11 protein-coding genes and 1 tRNA gene are annotated in these 15,974 nt (G+C 64.9%); all 12 read left to right on the top strand.

Annotated features, from left to right (window positions below):
• The first annotated feature begins 108 nt into the window (after window positions 1–108).
• The 12 genes from ML01_RS25520 (at window position 109) to fusA (ending at window position 15,947) form a co-directional block, all read left to right on the top strand.
• Window positions 109–184 (top strand) — tRNA-Trp (locus ML01_RS25520).
• A gap of 33 nt (window positions 185–217) precedes the next feature.
• Window positions 218–595: a preprotein translocase subunit SecE gene (gene secE, locus ML01_RS25515; RefSeq protein WP_058558196.1), complete on the top strand. Its 378-nt coding sequence runs from the start codon at window positions 218–220 to the stop codon at window positions 593–595.
• A gap of 2 nt (window positions 596–597) precedes the next feature.
• Window positions 598–1,131 carry a transcription termination/antitermination protein NusG gene (nusG, locus tag ML01_RS25510; protein ID WP_058558195.1) on the top strand — a complete coding sequence of 178 codons (534 nt, stop codon included), beginning with the start codon at window positions 598–600 and terminating at the stop codon, window positions 1,129–1,131.
• A 166-nt stretch (window positions 1,132–1,297) separates the two neighbouring features.
• Complete coding sequence (rplK, locus tag ML01_RS25505; RefSeq protein ID WP_058558194.1) at window positions 1,298–1,732, top strand: 50S ribosomal protein L11; 435 nt, start codon at window positions 1,298–1,300, stop codon at window positions 1,730–1,732.
• A complete protein-coding gene (gene rplA, locus ML01_RS25500) occupies window positions 1,732–2,427 on the top strand; it encodes a 50S ribosomal protein L1 (RefSeq protein ID WP_058558193.1) in 696 nt (231 codons plus the stop codon). Before rplK ends, rplA begins: the two co-directional genes overlap by 1 nt.
• 286 nt (window positions 2,428–2,713) lie before the next feature.
• Window positions 2,714–3,241, top strand: coding sequence for a 50S ribosomal protein L10 (rplJ, locus tag ML01_RS25495; RefSeq protein WP_058558192.1), 528 nt, complete (start codon window positions 2,714–2,716; stop codon window positions 3,239–3,241).
• Window positions 3,242–3,322: 81 nt separating this feature from the next.
• Window positions 3,323–3,697 carry a 50S ribosomal protein L7/L12 gene (gene rplL, locus ML01_RS25490; protein ID WP_058558191.1) on the top strand — a complete coding sequence of 125 codons (375 nt, stop codon included), beginning with the start codon at window positions 3,323–3,325 and terminating at the stop codon, window positions 3,695–3,697.
• A 282-nt stretch (window positions 3,698–3,979) separates the two neighbouring features.
• Window positions 3,980–8,131, top strand: a complete 4,152-nt coding sequence (gene rpoB / locus ML01_RS25485) for a DNA-directed RNA polymerase subunit beta (RefSeq protein WP_058558190.1) — start codon at window positions 3,980–3,982, stop codon at window positions 8,129–8,131.
• Between the two features lie 185 nt (window positions 8,132–8,316).
• Complete coding sequence (rpoC, locus tag ML01_RS25480) at window positions 8,317–12,540, top strand: DNA-directed RNA polymerase subunit beta' (protein ID WP_058558189.1); 4,224 nt, start codon at window positions 8,317–8,319, stop codon at window positions 12,538–12,540.
• Between the two features lie 294 nt (window positions 12,541–12,834).
• On the top strand, window positions 12,835–13,209 hold the full coding sequence (rpsL, locus tag ML01_RS25475) for a 30S ribosomal protein S12 (RefSeq protein WP_058558197.1): 375 nt from the start codon (window positions 12,835–12,837) through the stop codon (window positions 13,207–13,209).
• An 89-nt stretch (window positions 13,210–13,298) separates the two neighbouring features.
• Window positions 13,299–13,769 (top strand): 30S ribosomal protein S7, encoded by a 471-nt coding sequence (gene rpsG / locus ML01_RS25470; RefSeq protein WP_058558188.1) that lies wholly within the window; start codon window positions 13,299–13,301, stop codon window positions 13,767–13,769.
• 81 nt (window positions 13,770–13,850) lie between these two features.
• On the top strand, window positions 13,851–15,947 hold the full coding sequence (gene fusA / locus ML01_RS25465) for an elongation factor G (protein WP_058558187.1): 2,097 nt from the start codon (window positions 13,851–13,853) through the stop codon (window positions 15,945–15,947).
• Window positions 15,948–15,974 lie beyond the last annotated feature (27 nt).

The raw sequence follows: 15,974 nt of genomic DNA, 5'->3' as shown, positions 1-15,974 counted from the left end.
TCCTCCAGTAACGACAGATTGTCGAGTAAGATGGGCTGGCTGTCGAACGTCGAGACCGGGAGCATCATTCCTGTTCCTCGGCGCTCGGCCAGCGGTCCTTCAGTTCTTAGGCCAGTAGCTCAATTGGCAGAGCAGCGGTCTCCAAAACCGCAGGTTGGGGGTTCAAGTCCCTCCTGGCCTGCCATATACGGCGGCGGCGCCGCCGCAGACAGGAAGCATGAACGCTAAAGCCGAAGCCGGCGCAACCGGCCTCGACACCGTAAAGCTCGTCGCAGCCGCCTCGGTGCTCGTCGTTGGTCTGTGGGGTTTCTATTTCTTCGCTAGCTACTCGCTGCTGCTGCGCGTCATCGCGCTGTTGGCATTGAGCGGCGGTGCGGTCGCGATCGCGCTGACGTCCCTCCCGGGCCGGCAGTTGTGGCGCTTCGGCGTCGACTCGCGCATGGAGGTCCGCAAGGTCGTCTGGCCGACGCGGCAGGAAACCGTGCAAACGACGCTGATCGTCATCGTCATGGTGTTGATCCTCGGCATCCTGCTGTGGCTCTTCGACATGGTGCTCATGTCAATCCTGCGCTTCCTTACCGGGCAGGGAGGTTAGGCATGTCGAAGCGTTGGTATGTGATCCACGCGTTCTCCGGTTTCGAGAGCCACGTCAAGCGCTCCCTGCTGGACCGGGTGGCCCGCGCCGGCATGGAGGATGCCTTCGGCGAGATTCTCGTGCCGACGGAAGAGGTGGTCGAGATGCGCGGCGGTCAGCAGCGCAAGAGCGAGCGGAAGTTCTTTCCCGGCTACGTGCTCGTCCACATGGAGATGAACGACGACACTTGGCATCTGGTCAAGGATGTCCCGAAGGTGATGGGGTTCATCGGCGGCAAGGGCGATCGGCCCGCGCCTATCCCCGATGCGCAGGTCGAGGCGATCCTGCAGCGCGTGCAGGACGGTGTCGAGAAGCCTCGGCCGAAGGTGCTCTACGAGGCCGGCGAGGTCGTGCGTGTAACGGACGGGCCCTTTACCGATTTCAACGGTGTCGTCGAAGAGGTCGACTACGACAAGAGTCGCGTCAAGGTGTCGGTCCTCATCTTCGGCCGCTCCACCCCGGTGGACTTGGAGTTCGGTCAAGTCGAGAAGGGCTGACACTTGCTGCGCTGCTCCGCCGCGTCGGCGGGGATGCGTCAATATTGAGGACAGGTGGGCAGCGAGTCGTCGGCGCACTGCGCGGTGGAGCTGCATCGGTTTCGAGACACATTCGGGGAGCCGCGCCCTCCAGGGTCGGCGCTTGCACCCGTCGAGGTATTGAATCATGGCAAAGAAGATCAACGCCTACATCAAGCTGCAGGTGAAGGCGGGCGAGGCGAACCCCAGCCCGCCGGTCGGCCCTGCGCTGGGTCAGCACGGCGTCAACATCATGGAATTCTGCAAGGCCTTTAACGCCCGAACCCAGGAGTTGGAGAAAGGGCTGCCGATTCCAGTGGTCATCACCGTCTACTCGGATCGCAGCTTCACCTTCATCACCAAGACGCCGCCCGCGTCGGTGCTGTTGCGAAAGGCCGTCGGCATTCCGAAGGGCAGCAGTAACCCGAATACGTCGAAGGTGGGCACCGTGACGCGTGCCCAACTGGAAGAGATCGCGAACACCAAGATGTCCGATCTGAACGCGAACGACCTGAACGCGGCCGTTCGGATCATCGCTGGTAGTGCGCGGGCGATGGGGCTTGAGGTGGAGGGGGTCGAGTAATGGCAAAGCCGAGCAAGCGCATCAAGGCCATCCGCGAGCGGATCGAGCCGGGCAAGGTCCACGCTGCTGACGAGGCCTTTGAGCTTCTGCGCACCCTGTCGAGCGTGAAGTTTATCGAGAACGTGGATGTGGCCGTCAACCTCGGCGTGGACCCGCGCAAATCTGATCAGGTGGTACGCGGCGCCACTGTGCTGCCGCACGGCATCGGCAAGCAGGTGCGGGTTGCGGTCTTCGCGCAGGGTGCCAATGCGAATGCAGCCACCGCGGCGGGTGCCGAGCGCGTGGGCATGGAAGACCTCGCCGAGGAAATGAAGGGCGGTGCAATCGACTATGACGTTGTCATCGCCTCGCCCGATGCCATGCGCGTGGTGGGCCAGTTAGGCAAGTTGCTGGGGCCCCGCGGCCTCATGCCTAACCCGAAGGTCGGCACCGTTACCCCCGACGTGGCGCAGGCCGTGACCAACGCCAAGGCTGGGCAGGTCCGCTATCGCACGGACAAGGCGGGCATCATCCATTGTCCCCTCGGCAAGATGGACTTCGAGTCGCAGAAGCTGCGTGAGAACCTGGAGGCCCTGCTGGCCAATCTCATGAAGATGAAGCCGACGGCAGCCAAGGGCGTATACATGCGCAAGGTGACGGTGTCCTCGACCATGGGGCCCGGCCTCACCATCGACCACGGCGCACTCACGTTTTGAGGACGGCTGCGGGGTCCTTCGGCCCCGTGTGCGGGCGGCTCGCCGAGCGAGCGCGCCCACCAAGACTTTGGGACATCGGCACGGCGTGCCGGGGTCCGTCAAAGACCGCAGGTGGCCCTGTGCTTGTCCGGACGGCAACGCACTCGGACTTAATGCTTGCCTGCGCAGATGTGCCTCGTTTGGGCCGCCCCGCGTGGTCCATGGAGCACGCAATCGCTCGCTGCACTGCTTGGAGGCAGGCCGTGGGCAGTCCCGGGTGTAGACCCGGGAACAGCAGGAGAGACCAATGCCTCTGAACTTTGCTCAGAAAGAAGCCGTTGTTGCGGAGGTGTCGGAAGTCGCCCGGAACGCCTACTCGGCCATCGGCGCCGAGTATCGCGGCATGAGCGTAGCGGAGTTGACGGACTTTCGCGTGAAGGCCCGGCAGGCCGGTGTTTACGTCCGGGTGGTCAAGAACACCCTGGCACGCAGAGCCCTGGCCGATACGGAATTCGCCTGCATGTCGGACGCGCTCACGGGGCCGCTCGTGCTCGCGTTCGGGCGCAATGATCCCGGCTCGGTCGCGCGTGTGGCGAAAGACTTCGCCAAGGATCACGAGCGCTTCAAGGTGCGGATGATTGCGCTGTCCGGGCAGTTGCTGGACCCGTCGGAGCTGGAGAAGGTCGCGAAGATGCCGACCTATGACGAGGCCATCAGCATCCTGATGGCGACGCTGAAGGCCCCGATCCAGAAGCTCGCCGCGACCATGAACGAAGTGCCCGGCAAGCTGGTACGCACCATCGCTGCCGTGCGCGACGCCAAGGAAGCCGCCTGAGCCGTCGCCGCAGACCGACACCGCCACACCAATCTGACTTCCGCCGGTTCAGCACCGGCAACCGATTCCCAGGAGAGTACTATGGCCGTTTCTAAAGAAGAGATCCTCGACGCCATCGCCAATATGACCGTGATGGAGGTCGTTGACCTCATCAGTGCGATGGAAGAGAAGTTCGGTGTCACGGCAGCCGCGGCCGTTGCCGCGGCGCCTGCCGCCGCCGCCGAGGCCGCGCCCGTCGAGGAACAGACCGAGTTCGATGTGATTCTCGCGTCCTTCGGCGCAAACAAGGTCAACGTCATCAAGACCGTGCGTGCGCTGACGGGGCTTGGCTTGAAGGAGGCGAAGGACGCCGTCGAGGGTGCGCCGACGACGCTGAAGGAAGCCGTGTCGAAGGCTGACGCCGAGGCCGCGAAGAAGGCGCTCGAAGAGGCCGGCGCGACCGTCGAGATCAAATAAGAAGCGTTGTCCGTTTCTCATCAGCGTTGAGCCGAAAAGGCTGGCGGCCAACGGGCCGCCGGCCTATCGGCGTTTTTGCTTTGTGATTCGCATTCGGGCCGGCACCCGCAACGTTTTTTCAGAAGCCGGCGTCTGCAGTCAGTGCTCATCGGTCGAGCTGACTGCGCGGTCTTAAACGGCCGCCATCGAGCGCTGCGCCCGCGGGTGCGGCGATGCAAATTTCGCAGCGGACGCCGCACGATGGCGTCCGGGCATCAGACCCCACAGATGAGGGAAGGCAGTATGGCCTACTCGTTCACCGAGAAGAAGCGCATCCGCAAGAATTTCGGCAAGCGGCCGACGATTCTTGAGGTTCCCTTTCTGCTCGCTACGCAGATCGATTCCTACCGGGAGTTTCTGCAGGCGGACCGCGCCCCGAATGCGCGCGATGATATGGGCCTGCACGCGGCCTTCCGCTCGGTGCTGCCCATTGAGAGCTATTCCGGCAACGCCGTGCTGGAGTACGTCAGCTACCGGCTCGGCGAGCCGGCATTCGACGTGCGCGAGTGCACCATGCGCGGGGCCACCTATGCGGCACCGCTGCGCGTGCTGCTGCGCCTGGTGATCTACGACAAGGAGGCGCCCGCGGGCAGCAAGGTGGTCAAGGACGTGAAGGAGCAAGAGGTTTACATGGGCGATCTGCCGCTCATGACCGAGAACGGCACCTTCATCATCAACGGCACCGAGCGGGTCATCGTGTCCCAGTTGCACCGTTCGCCGGGTGTCTTCTTTGACCATGACAAGGGCAAGACGCACTCGTCCGGGAAGCTGTTGTTCTCCGCGCGGGTCATCCCCTATCGCGGTTCCTGGCTCGACTTCGAGTTCGATCCGAAGGACAACGTGTTCGTGCGCATCGACCGCCGCCGCAAGCTGCCGGCGACGGTGCTGCTGCGCGCGCTCGGCTACAGCACGGATGAGATGCTGGGTTTGTTCTTCGAGACCGACACCTTCCAACTCAACGAGCAGATCGAGCTCGACTTGGTGCCCGAGCGCCTGCGTGGCGAGACGGTGAACTTCGAGGTCAGCATCGGCGACAACATCCTCGTCGAGGCCGGTCGGCGCGTCACCGCGCGGCACATCCGCGAGCTGCAGAAGGCCGGCATTGAGCGCTTGGCGGTGCCGGACGAGTTTCTGCTCGGCCGCACGCTGGCGCACACGTTGGTGGACACCGACTCGGGCGAAGTCATCGCCGAGTCCAACACGCAAATCGACGAAGAGCTCCTGGCCCTGCTGCGCGACAAGGGTATCAACAAGATCGAGACGCTGTTCGTCAACGACCTCGACCATGGGCCGTACCTGTCCGAGACGCTGCGCATCGACACCACCCGCACCGATCTGGAGGCCCAGGTCGAGATCTACCGCATGATGCGCCCGGGCGAGCCGCCGACGAAGGAGGCCGCGCAGAACCTGTTCCACAACCTGTTCTTCACCTCCGACCGCTACGATCTCTCCGCGGTCGGGCGCATGAAGTTCAACCGTCGCCTGGGCCGCGAGGCCACCGAGGGCGCGGGCATCCTCTATGACAACAAGTACTTTGGCCAGCGCACGGACGAAACCGCGAAGCAGTTCGTGGCGCAGTACGGCGACACGTCCGATATCGTCGATGCGCTGCGCGTGCTCATTGAGCTGCGTAACGGCCGAGGAACCGTGGACGACATCGACCACCTGGGCAACCGTCGCATCCGCTGCGTCGGCGAGATGGCGGAGAACCAGTTCCGCGTGGGCCTGGTCCGCGTCGAGCGCGCGGTGAAGGAGCGTCTGTCGCTGGCCGAGTCCGAGGGTCTGATGCCCCAGGAGCTCATCAATGCCAAGCCGGTCTCCGCCGCAATCAAGGAGTTCTTCGGCTCCAGCCAGCTCTCGCAGTTCATGGACCAGAACAACCCGCTGTCCGAGGTGACGCACAAGCGGCGCGTCTCGGCGCTGGGTCCGGGCGGTCTTGCCCGCGAGCGGGCGGGCTTCGAGGTGCGCGACGTGCACCCCACCCACTATGGCCGCGTCTGCCCCATCGAGACACCGGAAGGTCCGAACATCGGCCTGATCAACTCGCTCGCAGTCTATGCCCGCACCAACCGCTACGGCTTCCTCGAAACACCGTACCGGCGGGTGGTGGATGGCAAGGCCACGACCGAGATCGACCACCTGTCCGCCATCGAGGAGGGCGGCTTCGTCATCGCCCAGGCCAATTCCACCCTCGACGATGATGGGCGGCTCACCGATGCGCTGGTGTCTTGCCGGCACATGAACGAGTTCACGATGAAGGCACCGGAAGAGGTCCAGTACATGGACGTCTCGCCGCGCCAGATCGTGTCCGTGGCCGCGTCGCTGATCCCGTTCCTGGAGCACGACGACGCCAACCGCGCGCTGATGGGCTCGAACATGCAGCGCCAGGCCGTGCCGACGCTGCGTGCCGAGAAGCCGCTCGTGGGCACGGGCATGGAGCGTGTCGTCGCGAAGGACTCCGGCGTCGTGCAGTGGGCGCGCCGCGGCGGTGTTGTGGACTCGGTGGACGCCGCGCGCATCGTCGTGCGCGTCAACGACGACGAGACCGATGCCGGCGAGCCCGGTGTCGACATCTACAACCTGACCAAGTACACGCGCTCCAATCAAAACACCTGCATCAATCAGCGCCCGCTGGTGCAGCCGGGTGACGTCGTCGCGCGCGCCGACATCCTCGCGGACGGGCCGTCCACCGACATGGGCGAGCTCGCGCTCGGGCAGAACCTGCGCGTCGCCTTCATGCCCTGGAACGGCTACAACTTCGAGGACTCGATCCTGATCTCCGAGCGGGTGGTCCAGGAGGACCGCTTCACGACCATCCACATCGAGGAGCTGACCTGCCTCGCCCGCGACACCAAGCTCGGGCCCGAGGAGATCACCAGCGATATCCCGAACGTCGGCGAGGCGGCGCTGTCGAAGCTCGACGAGTCCGGCATCGTCTACATCGGTGCCGAGGTGCGCGACGGCGACATCCTCGTGGGCAAGGTCACGCCGAAGGGCGAGACGCAACTCACGCCGGAAGAAAAGCTGCTGCGCGCCATCTTCGGCGAGAAGGCCTCGGACGTGAAGGACACGTCGCTGCGACTGCCGTCCGGCATGGCCGGAACCGTCGTGGACGTGCAGGTGTTCACGCGCGACGGCGTCGAGAAGGACAAGCGCGCCCTGCAGATCGAGGAGCTCGAGCTCGAGCGCATCCGCAAGGACTTGGGCGATCAGCAGCGCATCATGGAAAAGGACTCGTTCCAGCGCATGGAAAAGCTCCTGATCGGCAAGACCGCCGACGGCGGTCCCGCCGGGCTCAAGGCCGGCACCAAGATCACGAAGACCTATCTCAACGAGCTCGCCGAGCAGCACGGGCGCGATCGCTGGCTGGAGATTCGCCTGCGCAGCGAAGAGGTGGCGATGCAGCTCGAGGCCGCCGGTGCACAGATCAAGCTCCAGCGCGAGGAGTTCCGCGACCGCTTTGAGGCGAAGAAGCGCAAGATCACCCAGGGCGACGAGCTAGCCCCGGGCGTGCTCAAGATGGTCAAGGTCTATGTCGCCGTGAAGCGCCGCATCCAGCCGGGCGACAAGATGGCCGGCCGCCACGGCAACAAGGGCGTTATTTCGCGCGTCGTGCCGGTGGAGGATATGCCCTTTAGCGCCGACGGCGAGCCGGTGGACATCGTGCTGAACCCCCTCGGCGTGCCCTCGCGCATGAACGTCGGCCAGGTGCTGGAGACGCATCTGGGCTGGGCGGCGAAGGGCCTCGGCTATCGCATCGATGCGATGCTGCGCGCCGGCGCCGTGGCGGCCGAGGTGCGGGGCTTCCTGGAGGAGGTCTACAACACCAGCGGCAAGCGTGAGGACCTGGACAGCTTCACCGATGACGAGCTGCTGGCGCTCGCCCGCAACCTGCGTGCCGGCGTTCCGCTCGCCACACCGGTCTTCGACGGCGCGAGCGAAGAGGAGATTCGCCGCATGCTGCGGCTCGCGGGCCTGGCCGAGAGCGGTCAGTCCGTGCTTTTCGACGGCCGCACCGGCGAGCCGTTCGAGCGGCCCGTCACCGTCGGCTACATGTACATGCTGAAGCTGAACCATCTCGTGGACGACAAGATGCATGCCCGTTCCACCGGCCCCTATAGCCTGGTGACCCAGCAGCCCCTCGGCGGCAAGGCGCAGTTCGGCGGGCAGCGCTTCGGCGAAATGGAGGTCTGGGCGTTGGAGGCCTACGGCGCGGCATACACCTTGCAGGAGATGCTCACCGTGAAATCCGACGACGTGAACGGTCGCACCAAGATGTACAAGAACATCGTCGACGGCGACCACCGCATGGAGGCCGGCATGCCCGAATCCTTCAACGTGCTGGTCAAGGAGATCCGCTCCCTCGCCATCAACATCGACATGGAACAGGATTGAACGAACAAGCGCCAAGGGCCGACGGTCGAGGCACGGCCTTCGGCCCGCTGGCCTGCCCGGCGGCGGTGGCACCGGCAGGGCCGTCCTGCCATCCGGATTCGGCCCTCGGTCCACGACCGATGGCACATGCTTATCAGGCCTTGGCCCCTCGGCCCTCGGCCCTCTCTTCCTAAGGAGGTAAGGTCTTGAAAGATCTGCTCAGAATCATCAAGCAGCAGGGGCAGGCGCTGGAGTTTGATGCGATCCGCATCGGGCTCGCGTCGCCGGACATGATCCGCTCCTGGTCCTACGGCGAGGTCAAGAAGCCGGAGACCATCAACTACCGGACCTTCAAGCCGGAGCGCGACGGGCTGTTCTGCGCCAAGATCTTCGGCCCCGTCAGCGACTACGAATGCCTGTGCGGCAAGTACAAGCGCCTCAAGCATCGCGGCGTCGTGTGCGAGAAGTGCGGCGTTGAGGTCACGCTGGCCAAGGTCCGCCGCGAGCGCATGGGCCATATCGACCTGGCGAGCCCGGTGGCGCACATCTGGTTCCTGAAGTCGCTGCCCTCGCGCATCGGCCTCCTGCTCGACATGACGCTGCGCGACATCGAGCGCGTGCTCTACTTCGAGTCCTTCGTCGTCGTGGACGCCGGCATGACCGAGCTCGAGCGCGGCCAACTGCTCACCGACGAGCAATACCTGGACGCGCTGGAGGCCAACGGCGATGAGTTCGACGCGCGCATGGGCGCGGAGGCCGTCTACGAGCTGCTGCGCACGCTGGACCTCGATGCCGAGGTCCGCACCATGCGCGAGGAGATCGAGTCCACCAACTCCGAGACCAAGATCAAGAAGCTCTCCAAGCGGCTGAAGCTGATGGAGTCGCTGATGGCGTCCGGCAATCGCCCGGAGTGGGTGATTCTGACCGTGCTGCCGGTGCTGCCGCCGGAGCTGCGCCCGCTGGTGCCGCTCGACGGCGGGCGCTTTGCCACCTCGGACCTGAACGATCTCTACCGGCGCGTCATCAACCGCAACAATCGGTTGAAGCGGCTGTTGGACCTGATTGCGCCCGACATCATCGTGCGCAACGAGAAGCGCATGCTGCAGGAGGCCGTCGACGCGCTGCTCGACAACGGCCGCCGCGGCCGCGCCATCACGGGCACGAATAAGCGCCCGCTCAAGTCCCTGGCCGACATGATCAAGGGCAAGCAGGGTCGCTTCCGGCAGAACCTGCTCGGCAAGCGCGTCGACTACTCCGGCCGCTCGGTCATCGTCGTCGGTCCGACGCTCAGGCTGCACCAGTGCGGACTGCCCAAGCGTATGGCACTGGAGCTGTTCAAGCCCTTCATCTTCAGCAAGCTGCAGAGCCGCGGCCTGGCGGCGACCATCAAGGCGGCGAAGAAGATGGTCGAGCGCGGCACCCCCGAGGTCTGGGACATCCTGGAAGAGGTGATTCGCGAGCACCCGGTGATGCTGAACCGCGCACCGACGCTGCATCGACTGGGCATCCAGGCCTTCGAGCCCGTGCTCATTGAGGGCAAGGCGATCCAACTGCACCCGCTGGTCTGCACCGCGTTCAACGCGGACTTCGACGGTGACCAGATGGCCGTGCACGTGCCGCTGTCGCTGGAGGCGCAGCTCGAAGCCCGCGCGCTCATGATGTCGACGAACAACATCCTGTCGCCGGCCAACGGTGAGCCCATCATCGTGCCGTCGCAGGACGTCGTGCTCGGCCTCTATTACATGACCCGCGAACGCGTCAACGCCAAAGGCGAGGGCTTGGTCCTATCGGGCATGGACGAGGCGCGTCGGGCCTACGAGACAGGCCACGCGACGCTGCACTCGCGCGTCAAGGTCCGCATCCGCGAGGTGTTGAAGAGCGAGCAGGGTGAGCTCACGGAGTGCTGGAGCCTCAAGGACACGACCATCGGTCGTGCCATGGTGTGGGAGATCGTGCCCGACGGCCTGCCGTTCGAGCTCGTCGACAAGGCGCTCGGCAAAAAGGCCATCTCCAGGCTCATCAACCAGTGCTATCGCGAGCTTGGTCTTAAAGAGACGGTCGTGTTCGCCGACCAGATCATGTACCTGGGCTTCCGCATGGCCACCCGCTCAGGGGTTTCTATCGGCCTTGAGGACATGGAGGTGCCGGACGAGAAGCCGGAGATCTTGGCTCGCGCCGAGGAAGAGGTGAAGGAGATCGAGGACCAATACACCCAGGGCCTGGTCACCAACGGCGAGCGCTACAACAAGGTCGTGGACATTTGGTCTCGCACCAACGATCAGGTGGCCAAGTCCATGATGCGCAAGCTCGGCAAGGACAAGGTCATGGGCCGCGACGGCACCGAGCGCGAGCAGGACTCGTTCAATTCCATCTACATGATGGCCGACTCGGGTGCGCGCGGCTCGGCGGCGCAGATTCGCCAGCTCGCCGGCATGCGCGGCCTGATGGCGAAGCCGGACGGCTCCATCATTGAGACGCCCATCACGGCGAACTTCCGCGAGGGTCTGAACGTCATCCAGTACTTCATCTCCACCCACGGCGCCCGCAAGGGTCTCGCGGACACGGCGCTGAAGACCGCCAACTCCGGTTATCTAACCCGCCGGCTGGTGGACGTGGCGCAGGACATGGTCGTGCTGGAGCCCGATTGCGGCACGGAGAAGGGCCTCCGGATGACGCCGATCATCGAAGGGGGCGACGTCGTCGAGCCGCTGCGCGAGCGCATCCTGGGCCGTGTCCTCGCGGCCGATATCTATCGACCCGGCACCGACGAGGTGCTGTTCGAGTCCGGGACCCTGCTCGACGAGGCCAAGGTGCTCGAGCTGGAGGTGATCGGCATCGACCAGGTGCAGGTGCGCTCCACCATCACCTGCGAGGCCCGCGTGGGCGTCTGCGCCAACTGCTACGGCCGTGACCTGGCGCGTGGCCACCTCGTGAACATGGGCGAGGCCGTCGGCGTCATCGCGGCGCAGTCCATCGGCGAGCCCGGCACGCAGTTGACCATGCGCACCTTCCACATCGGCGGCGCGGCGTCCCGGGCGGCGGCGGTGAGCAACGTGCAGGTCAAGGCCGACGGCACCGCACGGCTGCACAACATCAAGACCGTGCGGCACCACAGCGGCAACCTCGTCGCCGTGTCGCGCTCCGGTGAGCTCACGGTGTCCGACGACAAGGGGCTGGAAAAGGAGCGCTACAAGATCCCCTACGGCGCGACGCTGCTGGTCGGCGACGGCGATGCGGTCGAAGGCGGGGAGATCGCCGCGACCTGGGATCCGCACACCCACCCCGTGGTCACGGAGGTGGCGGGACGGCTGCGGTTCGAGGACTTCGTCGACGGCGTCACGGTGCAGAGCAAGACCGACGAGGTCACGGGTCTGCAATCGGTGGAGATCATCGACCCGAAGCAGCGCCCGTCCTCCGGCAAGGACATGCGCCCGACGGTCATCCTGGTGGACGAGGCCGGCGACGAGCTGAAGCTCGTCGGCACCGACATGCCCGCACGCTACCTGCTGCCGTCGGGTGCCATCGTCAGCGTCACCGACGGGGCAAACGTGGGCGTCGGCGACATCCTCGCGCGCCTGCCGCAGGAGTCGTCCAAGACCCGCGACATCACCGGCGGTTTGCCGCGCGTCGCCGACCTGTTCGAGGCGCGCAAGCCCAAGGAGCAGGCGCTGTTGGCGGAAGCCAGCGGCAACGTCAGCTTCGGCAAGGACACCAAGGGCAAGCAGCGGCTCGTCATCACGACCGACGACGGCGAGGCCATCGAAACGCTGATCCCCAAATGGCGACACGTCGGCGTGTTCGAAGGCGAGCGCGTGGAGCGGGGCGAGGTCATCTCCGAGGGCGAGCTGAACCCGCACGACATCCTGCGCCTGAAGGGCATTACCGCCCTCGCCGAGTACCTGGTGAAGGAGATTCAGGACGTCTACCGGCTCCAGGGCGTCAAGATCAACGACAAGCACATCGAGGTCATCGTCCGCCAGATGCTGCGCAAGGTCGAGGTCACCAACGCCGGCGACACGCGGCTGCTGCGTGGTGAGCAGGTGGACTTCGCGGTCCTGCAGGCCGAGAACGTGCGCGTGAACGCCGAAGACAAGCATCCGGCCCTGTACGAGCCGCTGCTGCTCGGCATCACCAAGGCGTCGCTGGCGACGGACTCGTTCATCTCGGCGGCGTCGTTCCAGGAGACGACGCGCGTGCTGACCGAGGCGGCCGTGCGCGGTTCCATGGACGGGCTGAACGGCCTGAAGGAAAACGTGATCGTCGGGCGGCTGATCCCTGCCGGCACCGGCCTTGCGCACCACAAGGAGCGCCGGCGCAAGCGCTACGAAGAGTCCGGCGCCGCCGCCGACGAGCGCATGGAGATCGCGGCGGAGGAGCTGGAGCAGGCGCTGAAGCAGGCGCTGAATACCTCGGAGTCCGAAGCGGAGTAACAGCGGCCGGCGGTCGGTGGCCCCAGGGGGGCCGCCGGCAAGGCGCGATGGCGTCGTGCGAAACAACCGCGGCCGGTTGACAGCATAAGGCCGAATTGTTACCCTTCTCGTCTTAGCTCGCCGGCCATTGTGCCGGCGCGTTTTTTCCCGGGGTTCGGGCCGTTGCCGGTTCTCGCTGCCCCGCTGCTTCCTGTTTTCGTTTGTTCCCGCTAAGCCCTGCTCGCAGGCTGCGGCGTTGCGGGTTCGGGTCGTGTCGTGTCGCGCGGTGCAGCCCGCTGTTGGATGGAGCGTTTCATGGCGACAATCAACCAACTCGTCCGCAAGCCGCGCAAGCGCCCGGTCGAGAAAAGCAACGTGCCGGCGCTGGAGTCCTGCCCGCAGAAGCGTGGGGTCTGCACGCGCGTTTACACCACGACGCCGAAGAAGCCGAACTCTGCGCTGCGCAAGGTCGCGCGCGTGCGGCTCACCAACGGCTTCGAGGTGGCCTCGTACATCGGCGGCGAGGGTCACAACCTGCAGGAGCACTCGGTGGTGCTGATCCGCGGTGGGCGCGTCAAGGACCTGCCCGGCGTGCGTTACCACACCGTCCGCGGCACGCTCGACACCACCGGCGTCGAGAAGCGCCGCCAGGGTCGCTCGAAGTACGGCGCGAAGCGTCCCAAAAGCTGAGCGAGCGCTGAGTAAGTGCTGACAAAGCGCTAAAGCGGCGGCCCAAGGCTGGCCGCGCGTAAGAAGTCAAGGTCGGAGTTACACCGAAGATGCCGAGAAGACGCGTCATTTCCAAGCGACACATCCTGCCGGACCCCAAGCACGGCAGCGAGTTGCTGGCAAAGTTCATCAACATGCTGATGGAAGACGGCAAGAAGTCCGTCGCCGAGCGGATCATGTATGTCGCGCTTGAGCGCGTCTCCGAGAAGAAGGGTGGCGACCCGCTAGAGACCCTTGATCAGGCCATGGAAAACGTGCGCCCGGCGGTTGAGGTCAAGTCACGACGTGTGGGCGGTGCCACCTACCAGGTGCCCGTCGAGGTGCGCCCGTCGCGCCGGAACACGCTGGCGATGCGCTGGCTCATTGACGCCGCCCGCAAGCGCTCGGAGAAGTCCATGGCGCTGCGGCTCGCGGGCGAGCTCATGGATGCAGGCGACGCGCGCGGCACGGCGGTTAAGAAGAAGGAAGACACGCACCGGATGGCGGAGGCCAATAAGGCCTTCTCGCATTATCGCTGGTAACGATCGCTGCTAACAGGGCGCCCGCTTTCGGCAGCGCGACTTCGAGACTGCTCCTCAACGTTCAACTAGGCGGATAGAGCCGTGGCACGTAGTACACCCATCGATCGTTATCGGAATCTCGGCATCATGGCTCACATTGATGCCGGCAAGACGACGACCACCGAGCGCGTCCTGTTCTACACCGGCCTGTCCCACAAGATCGGCGAGGTGCACGACGGCGCCGCCACGATGGACTGGATGGAGCAGGAGCAGGAGCGCGGCATCACCATCACGTCCGCGGCGACCACGTGTTTCTGGAAGGGCATGGACCAGCAGTATCCGGAGCACCGTATCAACATTATCGACACGCCCGGGCACGTCGACTTCACGATTGAGGTGGAGCGTTCCCTGCGTGTACTGGACGGGGCTTGCGCCGTGTTCTGTGCCGTCGGCGGGGTCGAGCCGCAGTCCGAAACCGTCTGGCGTCAGGCCAACAAGTACGGCGTGCCGCGGCTTGCGTTCGTGAACAAGATGGACCGCATGGGAGCGAACTTCCTGCGCGTCGTCGAGCAGGTGCGCCAACGCCTCGGCAGCAATGCAGTGCCGATTCAGTTGCCCATTGGAGCGGAAGAGCACTTCGCCGGTGTCGTCGACCTCGTCCGCATGAAGGCCATCCATTGGGACGAGGAGTCCAAGGGTATGACCTTCGAGTTGCGAGACATCCCCGAGGACATGGTCGAGCTCTGCCAGGAGTGGCGCGAGAAGATGGTCGAGGCCGCGGCCGAGGCCACCGATGACATGATGGAGCAGTACCTGGAGTCGGGCGAGCTCAGCGATGCCGACATCAAGAAGGGGCTGCGCATTCGCACGCTCGCCAATGAGGTCGTGCCGATACTGTGCGGCTCCGCGTTCAAGAACAAGGGTGTGCAGGCGATGCTCGATGCGGTCATCGACTACCTGCCGGCGCCGCCGGACGTAGCGGCCATTCAGGGCGTGCTTGATGACGCCGCCGAGACGGTGGCGGAGCGCAAGTCCACCGACGGCGAGCCCTTCGCCGCGCTCGCGTTCAAGATCGCCACGGACCCTTACGTCGGCACGCTGACCTTCTTCCGCGTCTACTCCGGCGTGCTGCGTTCCGGTGATACGGTCTACAACCCGGTCAAGAGCAAGAAGGAGCGCATCGGCCGAATCCTGCAGATGCACGCGAACGACCGCAAGGAGATCAAGGAGGTCTGTGCCGGCGACATCGCCGCGGCCGTCGGTCTCAAGGACGTCACCACCGGTGACACGCTGTGCGCGCTGGACAAGCCGATTACGCTGGAGCGGATGGAGTTTCCCGAGCCCGTGATTTCCGTGGCGGTGGAGCCGAAGACCAAGAGCGATCAGGAGAAGATGGGTGTCGCACTGTCGAAGCTCGCGCAGGAAGATCCGTCCTTCCGCGTGCGCTCCGACGAGGAATCCGGCCAGACCATCATCTCCGGCATGGGCGAGCTGCATCTGGAGATCATCGTCGATCGCATGAAGCGTGAGTTCGGCGTCGAGGCCAACGTCGGCGCGCCGCAGGTCAGCTATCGCGAAACCATTCGCGCGTCGGTGGAGCAGGAGACCAAGTTCGCCCGGCAGTCCGGTGGTCGTGGTCAATACGGTCATGTGTACATCCGGCTGGAGCCGCAGGAGTCGGGCGCCGGCTACGAGTTTGTCAACGGAATCGTCGGCGGTGTCGTGCCGAAGGAATACATTCCGGCCGTGGATAAGGGCATTCAAGAGGCCATGCACAATGGCGTCACCTTCGGCTTCCCGATGGTTGACATCAAGGTCACCCTCTATGACGGCTCCTATCACGAGGTGGACTCGAGCGAAATGGCGTTCAAGATTGCGGGCTCCATGGCGCTGAAGGAAGGTTCCGCCAAGGCCAAGCCGGTGCTGCTAGAGCCGATCATGAAGGTCGAGGTGGTGACACCGGAAGAAAACATGGGCGATGTCATGGGCGACCTGAACAGCCGCCGCGGCATGATCCAAGGCATGGAGGACGCCCCCTCCGGCAAGATCATCCGCGCCGAGGTGCCACTCGCGTCCATGTTCGGTTATGCCACGGACCTGCGCTCCGCCACCCAGGGGCGGGCCACGTACAGCATGGAATTCTCCAGATACAGTGAAGTGCCCGCGAGTATCGCCGAGGCCGTCACGAAGAAGCAGTGATCGATTTCGATTCGAGGTTTACAGGTC

The sequence above is a fragment of the Thiohalocapsa sp. ML1 genome (genome assembly GCF_001469165.1).
GTDB lineage: Bacteria > Pseudomonadota > Gammaproteobacteria > Chromatiales > Chromatiaceae > Thiohalocapsa.
The sequence above is the reverse complement of the archived record's forward strand: the minus strand, read 5'-3'. Positions and strand labels throughout refer to the sequence as shown.

Bases quoted from the DNA above. Each gene is read 5' to 3' on its own strand.
- rplJ (WP_058558192.1), top strand. From the start codon at position 2,714: ATGCCTCTGAACTTTGCTCAGAAAGAAGCCGTTGTTGCGGAGGTGTCG.
- rplL (WP_058558191.1), top strand. From the start codon at position 3,323: ATGGCCGTTTCTAAAGAAGAGATCCTCGACGCCATCGCCAATATGACC.
- secE (WP_058558196.1), top strand. From the start codon at position 218: ATGAACGCTAAAGCCGAAGCCGGCGCAACCGGCCTCGACACCGTAAAG.
- rplK (WP_058558194.1), top strand. From the start codon at position 1,298: ATGGCAAAGAAGATCAACGCCTACATCAAGCTGCAGGTGAAGGCGGGC.
- rpsL (WP_058558197.1), top strand. From the start codon at position 12,835: ATGGCGACAATCAACCAACTCGTCCGCAAGCCGCGCAAGCGCCCGGTC.
- nusG (WP_058558195.1), top strand. From the start codon at position 598: ATGTCGAAGCGTTGGTATGTGATCCACGCGTTCTCCGGTTTCGAGAGC.
- rpoB (WP_058558190.1), top strand. From the start codon at position 3,980: ATGGCCTACTCGTTCACCGAGAAGAAGCGCATCCGCAAGAATTTCGGC.
- rpsG (WP_058558188.1), top strand. From the start codon at position 13,299: ATGCCGAGAAGACGCGTCATTTCCAAGCGACACATCCTGCCGGACCCC.
- rplA (WP_058558193.1), top strand. From the start codon at position 1,732: ATGGCAAAGCCGAGCAAGCGCATCAAGGCCATCCGCGAGCGGATCGAG.